The sequence below is a fragment of the Kribbella antiqua genome (genome assembly GCF_004345665.1).
Classification (GTDB): Bacteria; Actinomycetota; Actinomycetes; order Propionibacteriales; family Kribbellaceae; genus Kribbella; species Kribbella antiqua.
On sequence record NZ_SLWR01000007.1, the window covers coordinates 388,827 to 403,511 of the forward strand.

Consider the following 14,685-nt stretch of genomic DNA (forward strand, 5'->3'; position numbering starts at 1 on the left):
TGTGATAAACTATGCGCCGTTGGTTCCCAGAGAATCATTTGTGGAATTTCTCTGGTAGCAGCCACAAATCCTTGAGTTTATCTTCTCCCGCACATTTTCTGTAGCGCCTCTGTTATGTGGACTGCCCGAACGGGCAGGATCTGCCGCATGGCTCGCCACTACATCGTCCCGCCGTACCTGCTCGAGCAGCTCGAGCGAGCCGTGGACGACCCCAACCTCCGTGCCCGCTATCGCCAGTCGCTGCAGCACGACGCCGTACTGCGAACCCGTCCCGCGGCCGGGACTGCCACGGCTGCTGCCGGTGGTCTGCAGCGAGCCGTCTACGACGCCGAGAACGAGACCACGCTTCCAGGTCGACCGGCCCGGGCCGAGGGCGCGGACCCGGTCGAGGACGAGGCGGTGAATCAGGCGTACGACGGGACCGGCGCGACCTGGACCATGTTCAGCGAGTGCTTCGGCCGCGACTCGATCGACGGTCAAGGGCTGGTGCTGACGTCGTCGGTGCACTACGACCGCGGGTACGCGAACGCCTTCTGGGACGGCGCGCAGATGGTCTTCGGCGACGGTGACGGCGAGATCTTCCGGGGCTTCACCGGCTCGATCGATGTGACCGGACACGAGCTGACCCACGGCGTCACCCAGTACACGGCGAAGCTCTCGTACGAAGGCCAATCGGGTGCGCTGAACGAGAGCATCTCCGACGTCTTCGGCTCGCTCGCCAAGCAGCATCAGCTCGGTCAGAGCACCGAGGCTGCCGACTGGCTGATCGGCGCCGGCCTCTTCACCGACAGCGTCCAGGGCGTGGCTCTCCGCTCGATGAAGGAACCGGGGACGGCGTACGACGATCCACGGCTCGGCAAGGATCCGCAGCCCTCGCGCATGTCGGGCTACGTCGAGACCGAGGACGACAACGGCGGCGTGCACATCAACTCGGGCATCCCCAACCGCGCGTTCTACCTGGTCGCAGCGGAGCTCGGCGGCAACGCGTACGACGACCCCGGCAAGATCTGGTACGCCACCCTCACCTCCGGCGCCCTCGCGGAAACCGCGACCTTCACCGACTTCGCCGAGGCGACCCAGGCCTGCGCCCGCAACCTCTTCGGCGACGGCTCACCCCAACTGACCGCAGTCACCAAGGCCTGGCAAACCGTCGGCGTTCTGACCGGGGCGGCCTCGTCGGAAGACCTCATGCGTGCCGCCCAGACAGAACTCGAACCGAGCACACCGCCATCGCTACCACCTGCCGCACCCGAGGGCTGAGATGCATTTGACCTCAAGCGTTGTTGAGGTACTAGCGTCACGCCGGTGACTGTTCATCCGCTCCGGCTCGCGCTGCTCACGCGCAACGTCGACGCCGGGCGGTTCGGCACGCTGGTCACGCGCTGGTTCGCCCGCGAGGCCGAGCGATCCGACGACTTCAAGCTCGACCTGATCGACCTCAGCGCCGTACCGCTGGCTGAGCTGCCGGCCCGGATCGACGAAGCCGACGCCGTGGTGATCGTCACAGCGGAGTACAACCACGCCTATCCGGGCGACCTGAAGACAGCGATCGACGCCGTACGACGGCCCTGGTATGGGAAGCCGGTCGCGTTCGTCGTCTACGGCGGCCGGTCCGGTGGACTGCGCGCGGCCGAGCAGCTCCGGCTGGTCTTCGCCGAGCTGCACGCAGTCACGATCCGCGACACCCTCGGCTTCCACGAGGCCGACTTCACGGCCGCCGGCGAGCCCACCGACCCCACCACCCCAGCCGCCGCCTCCGCCCTCCTCGCCCAACTCGCCTGGTGGTCCCGCCCCCTCCGCGACGCCCGCACCCAATCGCCCTACCCCGCCTAACCCCACCCCGCCGCCCCGGCCCACGTGCCGACCTTTGATGGGTTCACCCATCAAATTGTGGGTTCGCAGCCCGTATGCGGTTGGGGAACCCACCATCTCGTGGGTGAACCAATCAAATGGGGTCGGCGGGCTTCGGAATAGGTGGGGGCGAGTGGCGGTTGGGGATTCAAGTGAGCGCCGAACCGATGCCCCTGTCCGTGCTCGACCTTTCGCCGGTGCCGACGGGATCACGTCCGTCGCAGGCGCTGCACGAGACGCTCGAGCTGGCCCGCACCGCGGAGGCCGCCGGCTACCACCGCTACTGGCTGGCTGAGCATCACAACATCCCGAGCGTGGTCAGCAGCAGTCCCGAGGTGATGATCGCGGCCGTCGCCGCGGCCACCTCGAGCATCCGCGTCGGCTCCGGCGGCATCATGCTGCCGAACCACTCACCGCTCAAGGTCGCCGAGACCTTCCGCGTCCTGGCCGGCCTGCATCCCGGCCGCATCGACCTCGGCATCGGCCGCGCCCCCGGCACCGACCAGCGCACCGCGCTCGCCCTCCGCCGCAGCCGCGAGACACTCGGTGCCGACGACTTCCCCGAGCAGTACGCCGAACTGCGCGCGTACGCCGAGGGCTTCCCGGCCGGCCACCCGTTCGCCCCGATCTCCGCCCAACCGGACGACGTACCGCTGCCGCCGGTGTGGATCCTAGGATCCAGCACGTACGGCGGTCAGGCGGCCGCCGCGCTGGGCACGGGCTTCGCCTACGCCGGCCACTTCGGCACCTTGGATCCGGCCGAGGTGATCGCGTCGTACCGGGAGAACTTTCAGCCCTCGGATCACCAGTCGGAGCCGCACGTCATCCTCGCCCTGGCCGCGATCGTCGCCGACACCGAGGAACGCGCTCAGCAACTCGCCCAGGCGAACGCACTCTCCATGCTCCGCCTCCGCTCCGGCCGGCCCGGCCCACTCCCGTCGCCCGAGGAGGCTGCCGCCTACCCGTGGAGCGACGCGGAGCGTGCCGCCGTCGAGGAATGGTCCGGCCTGGTCTCCGTCGGCACCCCTGACCAAGTCGCCACGGACCTGTCCCGCCGCGCCAAGTCCGCGGACGCCGACGAACTCATCATCACCACGAATATCCACAACCCGGCCGAACGCCGGCAGTCCTTCGAGCTGCTCGCGAAGGCCTGGGGCCTGCGCTAGGCCCTGTCTGGCAATCCATCGCCTACTGCGCGGCACTCGGCACGGCACCTCGCCGCACTGGCGCACAGGCCACGATGCTCCGCATCGAGACCTGCGCTCCAGCACGCCGATGCACCGCACCGAGCACCTGCTCGCTACGGCGCTGGATTACCAGACGGGACCTAGACCCCAGCACCCCGGACGTGCTCGAAGATCAGGCTCGTCTCGGCGTGCACAACCGCCGGATCGGCCGTCAGATGATCGAGCACGAACTCACGCAGCGCGTCAGGCGACGGCGCTGACACATGCAGCAGGTAGTCGTTCGCACCGCTGACATGGAAGAGCGACAGGACTCCCGGTAGCTCCGGCGCCTTCGTCCGGAAGCGGTTGATCTCGTCGCGCGAGTGCGCCCCGATGCGCACCGCGACCAGGGCCTGGATCGGCTGGCCCAGGGCCGCCAGATCCACCTCCGCGTGAAACCCGCGGATCACCCCACGCTCTCGCAGTGACCGTACGCGCGTCAGGCAGGTCGACGGCGCGATCCCGGTCGCCTCGGCGAGGGCGTTGTTCGGCATCCGCCCGTCGGCGGTCAGCAGCCGGACCAGCTCCCGATCGACCTCGTCGAGCCCGCCCGGAACCGGCCGCGGAGCCGGTCCAGGGCTCCGACGATCCTTCGGCATGGCACCACTGTAGAGCTCATCCACAGAATCTACAGCGTGTGCATGACCCTGTGGATGAATTTTCTTCGGAACCATTGCCATCAATCTGCAGAAGATTCCATCCTCGTCGCCGAGTCACCCCCCGAGGAGGCAGGCCATGTTCCAGCTCGACACCCGGTCCGTGCACGCCGGTCGCGACGACCTGACCGCGCTCGGCGTTCACGTCCCGCCGATCGACCTGTCCACCACCTATCCGCTGCCCGACGTCGGTCGCGGCGGAACGTCGTACGACGAACTCGCCCAAGGCAACGGCCCGGACGGCGGCAGCCTCGTCTACCAGCGCCTGTGGAACCCGACGGTCGCCCGCTTCGAGACCGCGCTCGCGGAGCTGGAGCACACCGACGGCGCCGTCGCGTTCGGCTCCGGCATGGCCGCGCTCACCGCCTGCCTGCTCGCCACCGTCGCCGCCGGCCGTCCGCACGTGGTCGCCGTACGACCGATCTACGGCGGCTCGGACCACCTGTTGTCCACAGGCCTCCTGGGTACGACGGTCAGCTGGGCCCGGCCGAGCGATGTCGCGGCGGAGATCCGGACCGACACCGGATTCGTGATTGTGGAGACGCCGGCGAACCCGACGGTGGAGCTGGTGGACATCGCGGCGGTGGCGCGGCAGGCGGGTGATGTCCCGGTGCTTGTGGATAACACCTTCGCGACGCCGATCCTGCAGCAGCCGGCTCGGCACGGAGCGAGCCTGGTGATGCACTCGGCAACCAAGTACCTCGGCGGCCACGGCGACGTCATGGGCGGCGTCGTCGCGGCCGGCGTGGAGTGGATTGCCCGGCTCCGCCAGATCCGGGCTGTGACCGGTGGGCTGCTGCACCCGCTGGCGGCGTACGAACTGCACCGGGGACTGCAGACGTTGCCAGTGCGAGTACGGGCGCAGCAGGCGACCGCTATGAAGGTGGCGGACTGGCTCTCAGCCCAGCCCGCCGTCGAGCAGGTCTACTACCCAGGCCCGCACGAGCTGATCGGACGCCAACAATCAGGCCCAGGCGCCGTACTCGCGTTCACGGTCGCCGGCGGCTACGAAGCCGCAGCCCGAGTAGCCGCGAGCCTCCAGCTCATCACCCACGCGGTCTCGCTTGGCGGCGTGGACACCCTCATCCAGCACCCCGCCGCCCTGACCCACCGCCTGGTCACCCCCGAAGCCAAACCCCCAACCAACCTCCTCCGCCTCAGCCTCGGCCTGGAAGACCCCGAGGACTTGACCGCCGACCTGGCCCAAGCCCTCGCCCAGGTCTGAATCAGGCGGGCACCGGCGTGGGCCGCGTGAGAACTCGGTCGATGATGCCGTAGTCGCGGGCTGCGTCCGGGGTGAACCAGCGGTCCCGGTCGAAGTCGGTTTCGATCCGATCCAGTGGTTGCCCGGTGCGCTCCGAGATCAGTCGAGCCAGATCCTCCCGCGCCTTGATCGCCTGTTCCGCCTGCACCTTGATGTCGGACGCCGTACCGCCCATCCCGCCCGTCGGCTGGTGCATCATGATCCGCGCATGCGGCAGCGCGTACCGCTTGCCCGGCGTCCCGCAGGTCAACAGCACCTGACCCATCGACGCGACCAGCCCCATCGCGTACGTCGCCACGTCGTTGCTGATGAAATTCATCGTGTCGTAGATCGCCAGCCCGGCCGACACCGAGCCGCCGGGGGAGTTGATGTAGAGCGAGATGTCCGCCTTCGGGTCCTCGGCGTTCAGCAGGATCAGCTGCGCGCACAGGGCGTTGGCGTTCTCGTCCTTGATCTCGTCGCCGAGCACGAGGATGCGCTGCCAGAGCAGGCGCTGGTAGATGTGACTGTCGAGGTTGCTGAAAGGCATCTCACTCATGTCGTCCAGCCTGCGCGCACACTGCCTGTTGAAGCTCAGGAATCTGCCCGTGGCAGATCTGCCGTCCGCAGACCTGGTGAGGATGGCACACTCGGTACAGGACATCCGGAGGCGAGGAGGGCCAGACGTGTTGCTACGCCAGGTGATCGGGAACGTCTTCCGCCGGTTGCGGCGCGAGCGGGGGATCACCCTGCGCGAGCTCGCCGAGCTGGCTCAGGTGTCGGTGCCCTACCTGTCCGAGATCGAGCGCGGCCGCAAGGAGCCGTCCTCGGAGATCCTCGCCGCGATCTGCCGCGCGCTGGACCTGGAGCTGACCGACCTGCTGGCCGCGGTGCAGTTCGACCTCACCACCGCGGTCCGGTCCACGCTGCCGATCCGGCTCCAGACCGCCGCGATCCGCGTCGAGCAGTCCGCTCCCCAGCGCATCACCTCCTCGCCTAGCGCCTACTCCGCCTCCGCTCAGGCGTTCGCCCTGGTCGCCTAGCTGGTGCGCTGGTACGAGAACCCGACCGCACGCGGTTGGCGTACGACGCCTGCCCCGGACGAGGTACTGGCGTTCCACCAGAGCGTGCCCGGCTACCGCCCGACCCCGCTGACACCTGTGCCGGCCCTGGCGGCCGAGCTGGGCGTCGGTCAGGTTCTGGTCAAGGACGAGTCGCGGCGACTCGGCCTGCCCGCTTTCAAGGCACTGGGCGCCTGGTGGGCGATCCACCGCGTGCTGCAGGACCACCCCGGTCCCGTGGAGCTCGTCACCGCGACTGACGGCAACCACGGCCGCGCGGTCGCCCGCCGAGCCACCATGCTCGGCCTGCCGTCGCACGTGTTCGTCCCTGACGTCGTGAGTGACGCGGCGATCGACGCCATCCGCTCCGAGGGCGCGACGGTGACAGTCGTCCCGGACTCGTACGACGCCGCAGTCGCCGAGGCAGCGTCGTACGCCGTGGACAACCGGCTGCTGATCCAGGACTCGGCTTGGCCTGGCTACGAGGTGGTGCCGCAGTACATCGTCGACGGCTACTCCACTCTGTTCCGGGAGATCGACGTACAGCCTGACCTGGTCGTTGTACCGATGGGGGTGGGGTCTGTGGCTCAGGCTGCGGTCACGCACTATCGCAGTGGTCCGGCTGCACCCACTCTGCTCGGTGTGGAGCCCGCCAGCGCCTCCTGCGTCACCACGAGCCTTCTGGCCGGTGAGCTGATCACTGTGCCCACCGGCAAGACCGTGATGGCCGGCCTGAACTGCGGTACGGCGTCCACTCTCGCCTGGCCAATACTGCGCTCCGGCCTGGACTACGCCGTGACAGTCGAAGACGACGCGGCCCTACAGGCAGCAGCCGACCTCGCAGCGGCTGGCATCTCCTCCGGGCCTAGCGGCGCCGCCACTCTCGCCGGTCTCCGAGCGGCCCGCCTTGACCTCAGCCGCGACAGCACAATCATCCTCATCAGCACGGAGGCAGCCCACCCGTGACGGATATCCGCGTGAAGTTCGCGGTGGACGACCGCGAGCTGTCGACTCTCCATGCGCTTGCCTTTGGGGGCGAGGTCGAGGTGACGGCGTGGGGCGCGCGGCTTGCCAGGCATGCGCTGACGTGGGTAGGTGCCTTTAGCAACGACCAGCTCATCGGCTTCGTGCAGGTGTGCTGGGATGGCGGCGCCCATGCGTTCGTGCTGGACACCGCCGTACATCCTGAGCATGGCCGCAAGGGGATCGGGAAGCGGCTGGTGCTTGCGGCGGCGGAGGAGGCGAAGGCGGCCGGGTGTGAGTGGTTGCATGTGGATTACGAGCCGCACCTGACCGCCTTCTACGTTGACGCTTGCGGCTTCCGGCCGACCGACGCCGCGTTGCTCAAGTTGAGATAGCGGTCAGTCGTTCGGTCGAGATGCAGGAGATCAGACAGCGCTCCTTGGCGTCGCCGAGTAGGTCGGCGGTCCATCGTGTGAAGCCTCCGTCGCCCAGTTCTGCGCCGCCTTGGCCGATGCCGATCGCCGTACCGGAGTAGTAGTTCGCGCCCTTGGTCCGCTCCGTGTCCTCGGTGAAGCCGACCTTCAAGGCCGGCCGGACCGTGTCGTCAATCAGCTCCCGCACAGCGGACGGGCTGAAGGTGGTGAAGGTGAACTCAGCCGCGTCACCGAGTACGTCGTACCAGTAGCGCAGGTGATCGAGCAGCAGCTCGGCTTCGGTCCGCCCGGAGCCGGCGTCCCGCGCACTCGACACGAGAGCGAACAACTGGAAATGCGCGAACATCCCTGGCCCCTCCACCGCCTGCGCCCGTACGACGCGCTGGCAGGCGGCGAGGTCGACCCGCGCCTGCCCCGCACGACGTCGTACGGCGGCCTCGATCGCGAGCTCGTTGGTGGGGTCGCTGGCGACTTCGGTGGTGCGCATTGTGCTGAGCACCTGGTGCTGGTTGATGGTGGCGATCGCGGAACACGTGCCGAGCGGCGTCACCGGAGACAGCTCCACGCCCTCGAACTGCGCCGGCAACGCGTCCCACAGCCGCTGCTGGGTCTTCACCAGTTGCCGTGGATCGGTGGTCGACGGCCGTACGAAGCGATCCTGCTGCCAGCGCTGCAGCAGCCGTGCCGGCGTCACCTTGGCGGCCCGGCCGCGGCTCACGTCCAGCAGCACCGACTGCAGATCCGTCGGGCTCAATCCGTCGATCAACGCGTCGCGGCTGCCCTCCGGCAGCTTGGCCCAGACCCGTTCGTTCACGTCTCCCATCGCCCCAGCCTGCCGGATGCCCGGGTGAATCCGCTCCCGAATTAGCTCTGTACCTACTAGTATGTTCCGGACCGATCGAGAGGGGTACGACGTGTTCGCGATGCAGTACGAGATCTCGTTGCCGACCGACTACGACATGGGGATCATCCGGCGCCGGGTCGAGACGACCGGGCATCGGCTGGACGACTTCGAGGGTCTCGGGCTGAAGGCGTACCTGATCCAGGACCGTGCGAACGGCGCGATGGTCAACCAGTACGCGCCGTTCTACCTGTGGAACGACCCGGCAGCGATGGGTCGCTTCCTCTGGGGTGGCGGATTCTTCACCGCCATCTGCAGCTCCTTCGGCCGGCCGCCGGTCCGCCACTGGACCGGAGTCGAAGCCTTGTCCGGTCCTGCCGCGGACCAGCCTGCGCTGAGCGCGACCAAGCACACCCAGCAGATCCCGCCGGACGTCGATCCGGCCGACCCGGTCACTGAAGCCGTCGAGGCTCTTCTTCGCCAGACCGCTACCAAGCCGGCGGCGCATACGACGGCGATCGCCGTCGACCCGGCGCGCTGGGAGCTGGTTCACTTCACGCTCTGGGCGACTCCAGAACCGCCGGTCACCCCGGGCACGCGCTACCAGGTCCTGCACTTGTCCACACCTGGGATAAAAGACCTGCTGGCGGGGTGATTTCGCCGTATCTTTCAAGACATGAGGTACACGAGCCCACACCTTTGACGCCCTGACCGAAATCTGTCCTGGCGCATCGTCGCGTACGAGGCGCTGCAGGACTTCATCCCGCTGTATCCGCTGTACCAGCTGCTGTTCGCCGACCACGGGTTGTCGGCCGCCCAGATCTCGATGCTGTTCGTCATCTGGTCGACGACCGCGTTCGTGCTCGAGGTGCCGTCCGGCGCCTGGGCCGACACGTACTCGCGGCGCAAGCTGCTGGTCCTCGGTGCCCTGATCAGCGGTCTCGGCTACGCCGCCTGGATCGCGCTGCCGTCGTTCGCCGGCTTCGCGCTCGGCTTCGTTCTCTGGGGTACGGCGTCCGCGCTGATCTCCGGCACGTTCGAAGCCTTCGTGTACGACGAACTCGCCGCGCGCGGGAGCACCGCCAAGTACGCCGGCCTGCTCGGCCGCGCCAGATCGGCCGCTCTGGTCGCCAACCTGGCCGCGACCGCTTTGGCCGCGCCACTGTTCGACCTCGGCGGCTACACGCTCGCGGGCATCGTCAGCATCCTCAGCTGCCTGATCCAGGCCGCTGTCGCGCTGACGTTCCCGGAAGCCCCACCCGTCGAGCCCGCACAAGCAGAGGAGGACGAACCGCAACCGACGTCAACCAGAGCCGCGCTCACCGGCTATTGGTCGATGCTCCGGGCCGGTGTGACAGAAGCATTGACCAGCCGTGGCGTGCGTAGAGCGGTGGCGCTGGTGGCCTTGCTCGGCGGCTTCCTGGCGTTCGACGAGTACTTCCCGTTGCTCGCCAGAGATGCCGGCGCGTCCACCACCTTGGTGCCGCTGCTGATCGCTGGAACCGTTGCGGCCCAAGCGATTGGAGGCGCACTCGCCGGACCGGCCTACAAGTTGCCAGCAGCAACATTTGCGGTAGGCCTCGGAGCGACGGCCGCATTGATCGCCTGGGGTGCGCTGAGCGGAACGGCGTGGGGCTTCGCGCCGATCGCCATCGGGTACGGCGTGATGCAGCTCGTCATCGTGGTCGCGGAGGCGCGACTGCAGGACTCGATCACCGGACCGGCCCGAGCGACCGTGACGTCGGTGTCCGGCTTCTTCGCCGAAGTCTTCGCGGTCGCGGTCTACGCGGGATTCGCGCTGGGCTCACTCTGGTTCAGCATGTCGATCCTCGTCGCCGCTCTGACGATCCCGGTCGTGCTGACGGCGATCGTCGTACCGTTCTCGCTTCCGGCGGCGAAGAATTCGGCGTCCGCCGAAGTAACTGACACATAGCGTGGGAGGTATGAAGAGACAGGGCGCGCTGGCGGCGGCTGCAGCGGCAGTGACCGTGGTGTTGTGGGCTTCGGCCTTCGTGGCGATTCGTCATGTCGGCCAGGAGGTCTCACCCGGTGCGCTGTCGTTGGGCCGGCTGCTGGTCGGGAGTGTGCTGCTGGGCGCGTTTGTGTTCTCTCGTCCGCGCCGCTGGCCGGCGAGGAGCGACTGGAAGTTCCTCCTGCTCTGCGGTCTGTTGTGGTTCGGCGTGTACAACCTCGCGCTGAACGCGGCCGAGCAACGCCTCGACGCCGGTACGACGGCCATGCTCGTCAACATCGGCCCGTTGCTCATCGCACTGCTGGCCGGCGTACTGCTTCACGAAGGCTTCCCGCGCCAGTTGGTGATCGGCAGCATCGCCGCGTTCGGGGGCGTCGTACTGATCGGCTTGTCTTCATCCGAGGGGCGCGCCGAGACCTGGGGAGTGGTCCTCTGCCTCGTCGCCGCAGCCGCGTACGCCGTCGGGGTCGTCTCGCAGAAGCCGCTGCTCGCCCGGCTACCCGCTCTCGAAGTCACTTGGCTGGCGTGCGTGATCGGCGCGATCAGCTGCCTCCCGTTCGCTCCGGCGCTCGTACGCGAATCGGCCGACGCCAAGCCGTCGACGCTCTGGTGGATCGTGTTCCTCGGTGCGTTCCCGACCGCGATCGCCTTCACGACCTGGGCCTACGCCTTGGCCCGTACGACGGCCGGTCGGATGGGCGCGACGACGTACCTCGTCCCGCCGCTGACGATCTTCCTCGGCTGGCTGCTGCTGGATGAGAGCCCGGCTCCGCTCGCCTACCTCGGCGGTCTGCTCTGCCTGGCCGGCGTGGCGATCTCGCGCTATCGGCCGCGGCGGACGCCGGCCGCGATGCCCGCGGTGAGCACGGTCAGCCCGGACTCGAAGCCGCTGTCGAAGTCGTAGGCGAGACCTTCGGGTCCCAACTCGCCGACTACGCGGGCGAGAGTCGGTGCCTTGCCGGCAGGCAGATCCTGCACACGGGTCAGCAGGTCTGGGGCCAGGTCGAACGTCTCGGAGCGGACGGACGTCTCGCCGAGGGCGAAGCCGTGGATGAAGTCGATGATCGTGTTCACTGCCTCGAAGATCTGCCGCGGTGACAGCCCGCCGCGATCGAGCGCGCGGTAGAACGGCTCCACCACCACGACAACGACCTCGGACACCGCGGAGGTGTCGGACAGCACCTGCAGCGCGAGGTTCGGATGCGCCCGAAGCGCATTGCGATAAGCCCGGGCCGCGTCCTTCAACTGCTCCTGCCACGGCACCGCATCGCCCGGATCGGGCAGCTCCAGACCTGCGAACACCAATTCGGCGAGCCCAGCCAGTACGGCGGCCTTGTTCGGCAGGTGGTGGTAGAGCGACATCGGGTTGACCTCGAGCGTGGCGGCGAGCCGCCGCATGGTCAGCGCGTCGATCCCTTCGTCGTCGACGATCCGCAGCGCCGTGGTCAGGATCGCCTCCCGGCTCAGTCGCTCCTCGCCCAAGCGGGGTCGTCCGGAGCGCTTGCCAGCATTAACCATACGTCGTATGGTACATAAACATACAGCGTATGGAAAGGAGCCGTGATGAAGCCGTTGGCGGAGAAGGTTGCGTTGGTGACGGGTGCAACGCGGGCGGCCGGGCGGGGGATCGCGGTCCAGCTCGGCGCCGCAGGTGCGACCGTCTACGTGACTGGGCGCAGCACGCGGTCACAACGGTCGGAGATGAACCGGCCGGAGACGATCGAGGAGACCGCCGAGCTGGTCGACCGTGCCGGTGGGCGCGGCATCGCCGTACCGGTGGACCACCTGGATCCCGAGCAAGTCCGCGCTCTCGTCGACCGGATCGAACGCGAACAGGGCGCGCTGCACATCCTGGTCAACGACATCTGGGGTCAGTTCGGCGAACCCGAATGGGACAAGTCCGTCTGGGAGAGCGACCTCGACGGCGGTCTGCGACTGCTGCGGCTCGGCATCGACACGCACGTGATCACCAGCCACTTCGCGCTGCCGCTGCTGATCAAGTCCCCCAGCGGGCTCGTCATCGAGATGACCGATGGCACGAACGAGTACAACGCCGAGAACTACCGCGTCTCCTTCTTTTACGACCTCGCCAAGGGTGCGGTCAGCCGGATCGCGTTCGCCCTCGCGCACGAGCTCGACCAGTACGACGCGACCGCCGTACTGCTCACGCCTGGTTGGCTCCGGTCCGAGGCGATGCTCGAAGCCTTCGGCGTGACGGAGGCCAACTGGCAGGACGCGACCGAGCGGATCCCGCACTTCGCGATCTCCGAAAGCCCGTCGTACGTCGGTCGCGCTGTGGCTGCTCTGGCCGCGGATCCCGACGTACGGCGCTGGAACGGCAAGTCCACCTCGAGTGGTGAACTCGCGCAGGTCTACGGCTTCACCGATCTGGACGGGAGCCGGCCTGATGCGTGGCGCTACATCGTCGAGGTGCAGGACCCGGGCAAGCCCACCGACACCACCGGCTACCGCTAAAGCTTGTACGGCGGGCACGCCTCGCTGCCATCAGTTGGCGTCGGCAGCGGTCGAGCGTCGCCAGACAACGCCGCATGCGGATGGGCGGCCGCGATCGGGATGCCGGACGCGGCCGCCAACGCCAGCACCTCCCGCCGCGACGTCACCGCCCTCGCCGGATCACGCTCGTACACATAAGTCAGCTCAGGCCACCGAGCCTGCGCCGGATGCACCAGCACATCCCCGCCGAGCAGGGCCCGCTCGGTCACCACGGACTGATGCCCAGGCGTATGCCCCGGCGTCGGCAACAACCGCATCCCGCGGAGCTCAGCCTCCCCGTCCACAACCCTGAGCTGCCCGGCCTCCACGATCGGCCGGATCATCCGCTCGTACGTCGTCCCACCTCGCACATGCTCCAGCTCATCCTTCTGTACGACGTACTCCGCATTCACAAACCGCGGACGCCCACCCTCCGCGTTCCACCCCACGTGATCCAGATGCACATGCGTCAAAACCACCAGCTCGACATCGCTCTCCCGAACCCCCACCTTCTCCAGCAACTTCGGCAACCGCCCCGCCACCCCCAACCACTCAGCCGCCTCCCCACCCGCCGGCCCGATCCCCGCATCAACCAGCACAACGCCCGCATCCCCAGTCACCAAGTAACTATGGAAATGCAGCCACCATCCACCGGCCCGCACGTTCCCCGGCACGACACTCGCGGTCCAGCCCGCGTGCTCAACGCCCCACCCCGGCAACGCCTCCTCCACCCTCTCCGGAAACACCGCCACAGCATCACACAACACCGTCACGTCCATGCGCAGCTCCTCCGTTCGCCCATGGCCGATGCGCGGCCCACCCCTCCGGAAACCCCAACTCGGCAAGGCTCCGACCGCAGGCCGGAATCTCCATACTGAGAAGTTGCCGTAGCCGTGACGCCCAATCAGTGCCTTGCCCGACTCGCTCTACCAGGAATGCCAGGACGCAGAGCATCGAGTAGATCCGGTGCGGCGGCACGTCCGGGGCGGTCAGATGGCGGAGATCCGAAACATGTGCCAACTGTCGTGACGCGATCTTGTACACCAGATGCCGATTCCACAGTCGTGAATGGTGTGCGCAGATGTTGCGGACGTAGTTGAGCACCCGTAACCAATTGCCCAACGCATGTCCGTTGCCGAGGCCAGTCTGATCGACTACGTCGAGGTCCCGTGCGATGGCGTTGCGGTCTGCAGCCTTGAGGCCTCTGTAGAGATGTGCCGTCGAGCCGAAGTCCAGGATCTCAGTGACCACCCACACCGGCAGGCGCCCGTCGTACTTCTGCTGGAAATGCACGACGAAGTCCTCCGTCGAGCGTGCTTGTGCTCCGACGAGCTTGGCGACCCACTCGTCGTACCTGCTCGGTTCCCTGCCTCTCGCTTGAGTGAACTGTCCGTCGAGGTTACTGCGGTTCAGGTGGGCGTAGGCGCCGCGTTTGCCCAGAGTGAAGCTGATCATCACGCGCAACGCGATCTCGACGCGCTCGATGGCGTCGAGGACGTGAAGCTTGAGTCGTCGATCGGTGTCGTAGAGACGCACGACCGCGGCAAACGTCGTGCCCTCGACGAAGCGATCGTCGCGCTGCGCCGGGCCGAGCCGGCGACGGTACGGGTACCAATACCCGCTTAGCCGGTAGTACCCGACGACACTCAACAGATCGCTGGCCGCGGCAGGATCGTCGATGACCATGCCCCTGCTCTTCAGCAGTTGAACTTGGTCATCGAAGGACAGGTGTGGCTTGGTGTAGGCAGTCACGAGAGTCCCCAGGGAAAGGAAAACCAGCCCGTGCCCTGAGGGGCAAAGGGGCTGGCCATGTTGTCAACAGTTTACGCCTATCAGGCCGTCCAATCGCACTCCAGGTTGCTGGCTGTGGATGGCGTAAACCCCGGAAAAAGACGACCAGCCCGTGCTCGGAGAGCAGAGGGGCTGGTCTGGTACTGACAGTTTA

The 14,685-nt window shown here is 67.5% G+C and carries 17 protein-coding genes; 11 read left to right on the plus strand and 6 right to left on the minus strand.

The features are described from left to right. The first annotated feature begins 147 nt into the window (after positions 1–147). The 3 genes from EV646_RS21945 to EV646_RS21955 all read left to right on the plus strand — a co-directional run bounded on the left by EV646_RS21945 (position 148) and on the right by EV646_RS21955 (position 3,017). The gene (locus EV646_RS21945; RefSeq protein ID WP_132151395.1) at positions 148–1,260 is read left to right on the plus strand and encodes a M4 family metallopeptidase; all 1,113 of its coding nucleotides are present in this window, start codon (positions 148–150) and stop codon (positions 1,258–1,260) included. Positions 1,261–1,305: 45 nt separating this feature from the next. Continuing rightward, complete coding sequence (locus tag EV646_RS21950; protein ID WP_132151397.1) at positions 1,306–1,833, plus strand: NADPH-dependent FMN reductase; 528 nt, start codon at positions 1,306–1,308, stop codon at positions 1,831–1,833. Between the two features lie 170 nt (positions 1,834–2,003). Beyond that, positions 2,004–3,017, plus strand: a complete 1,014-nt coding sequence (locus tag EV646_RS21955; protein ID WP_241996236.1) for an LLM class flavin-dependent oxidoreductase — start codon at positions 2,004–2,006, stop codon at positions 3,015–3,017. A 161-nt stretch (positions 3,018–3,178) separates the two neighbouring features. Here the strand turns inward: EV646_RS21955 and EV646_RS21960 are convergent, their stop codons facing one another. Next, the gene (locus EV646_RS21960; protein ID WP_132151399.1) at positions 3,179–3,676 is read right to left on the minus strand and encodes an Lrp/AsnC family transcriptional regulator; all 498 of its coding nucleotides are present in this window, start codon (positions 3,674–3,676) and stop codon (positions 3,179–3,181) included. Between the two features lie 136 nt (positions 3,677–3,812). On the opposite strand from EV646_RS21960, the gene EV646_RS21965 reads away from it, so the two are divergent. Then, positions 3,813–4,958 carry a trans-sulfuration enzyme family protein gene (locus tag EV646_RS21965; RefSeq protein ID WP_132151401.1) on the plus strand — a complete coding sequence of 382 codons (1,146 nt, stop codon included), beginning with the start codon at positions 3,813–3,815 and terminating at the stop codon, positions 4,956–4,958. A gap of 1 nt (position 4,959) precedes the next feature. Here EV646_RS21965 and EV646_RS21970 read toward each other — a convergent pair whose 3' ends face one another. Continuing rightward, positions 4,960–5,535: a ClpP family protease gene (locus EV646_RS21970; protein ID WP_132151403.1), complete on the minus strand. Its 576-nt coding sequence runs from the start codon at positions 5,533–5,535 to the stop codon at positions 4,960–4,962. Between the two features lie 127 nt (positions 5,536–5,662). Here EV646_RS21970 and EV646_RS21975 point away from each other — a divergent pair, with 127 nt between their 5' ends. Genes EV646_RS21975 through EV646_RS21985 form a run of 3 tightly spaced genes read left to right on the plus strand, consistent with a single transcriptional unit; the run spans position 5,663 to position 7,395 of the window. Next, a complete protein-coding gene (locus EV646_RS21975; RefSeq protein WP_132151405.1) occupies positions 5,663–6,019 on the plus strand; it encodes a helix-turn-helix domain-containing protein in 357 nt (118 codons plus the stop codon). Between the two features lie 3 nt (positions 6,020–6,022). Further along, entirely contained in the window at positions 6,023–7,003 is a 981-nt protein-coding gene (locus tag EV646_RS21980) for a pyridoxal-phosphate dependent enzyme (RefSeq protein WP_199237113.1), read from the plus strand. Further along, a complete protein-coding gene (locus EV646_RS21985) occupies positions 7,000–7,395 on the plus strand; it encodes a GNAT family N-acetyltransferase (RefSeq protein ID WP_132151409.1) in 396 nt (131 codons plus the stop codon). Before EV646_RS21980 ends, EV646_RS21985 begins: the two co-directional genes overlap by 4 nt. Here the strand turns inward: EV646_RS21985 and EV646_RS21990 are convergent. Further along, positions 7,382–8,257 (minus strand): hypothetical protein, encoded by an 876-nt coding sequence (locus EV646_RS21990; RefSeq protein WP_132151411.1) that lies wholly within the window; start codon positions 8,255–8,257, stop codon positions 7,382–7,384. The two genes, EV646_RS21985 and EV646_RS21990, sit on opposite strands and share 14 nt — an antisense overlap. Positions 8,258–8,318: 61 nt before the next feature. On the opposite strand from EV646_RS21990, the gene EV646_RS21995 reads away from it, so the two are divergent. From EV646_RS21995 to EV646_RS22005, 3 genes are all read left to right on the plus strand, one after another. Next, positions 8,319–8,930, plus strand: a complete 612-nt coding sequence (locus EV646_RS21995; protein WP_241996238.1) for a DUF4865 family protein — start codon at positions 8,319–8,321, stop codon at positions 8,928–8,930. Between the two features lie 120 nt (positions 8,931–9,050). Then, positions 9,051–10,208 carry an MFS transporter gene (locus EV646_RS22000; protein ID WP_277875125.1) on the plus strand — a complete coding sequence of 386 codons (1,158 nt, stop codon included), beginning with the start codon at positions 9,051–9,053 and terminating at the stop codon, positions 10,206–10,208. A 10-nt stretch (positions 10,209–10,218) separates the two neighbouring features. Further along, on the plus strand, positions 10,219–11,151 hold the full coding sequence (locus EV646_RS22005; RefSeq protein WP_132151415.1) for a DMT family transporter: 933 nt from the start codon (positions 10,219–10,221) through the stop codon (positions 11,149–11,151). On the opposite strand, the gene EV646_RS22010 is transcribed toward EV646_RS22005, so the two are convergent. Then, a complete protein-coding gene (locus EV646_RS22010) occupies positions 11,070–11,765 on the minus strand; it encodes a TetR/AcrR family transcriptional regulator (RefSeq protein WP_132151417.1) in 696 nt (231 codons plus the stop codon). The two genes, EV646_RS22005 and EV646_RS22010, sit on opposite strands and share 82 nt — an antisense overlap. Positions 11,766–11,810: 45 nt before the next feature. On the opposite strand from EV646_RS22010, the gene EV646_RS22015 reads away from it, so the two are divergent. Then, a complete protein-coding gene (locus tag EV646_RS22015) occupies positions 11,811–12,722 on the plus strand; it encodes an SDR family oxidoreductase (RefSeq protein ID WP_132151419.1) in 912 nt (303 codons plus the stop codon). On the opposite strand, the gene EV646_RS22020 is transcribed toward EV646_RS22015, so the two are convergent. Then, the gene (locus EV646_RS22020) at positions 12,719–13,519 is read right to left on the minus strand and encodes an MBL fold metallo-hydrolase (protein WP_132151421.1); all 801 of its coding nucleotides are present in this window, start codon (positions 13,517–13,519) and stop codon (positions 12,719–12,721) included. The genes EV646_RS22015 and EV646_RS22020 overlap by 4 nt on opposite strands. Next, positions 13,497–14,426, minus strand: a complete 930-nt coding sequence (locus EV646_RS22025) for an Abi family protein (RefSeq protein ID WP_132151423.1) — start codon at positions 14,424–14,426, stop codon at positions 13,497–13,499. Before EV646_RS22025 ends, EV646_RS22020 begins: the two co-directional genes overlap by 23 nt. Positions 14,427–14,685: the final 259 nt, after the last annotated feature.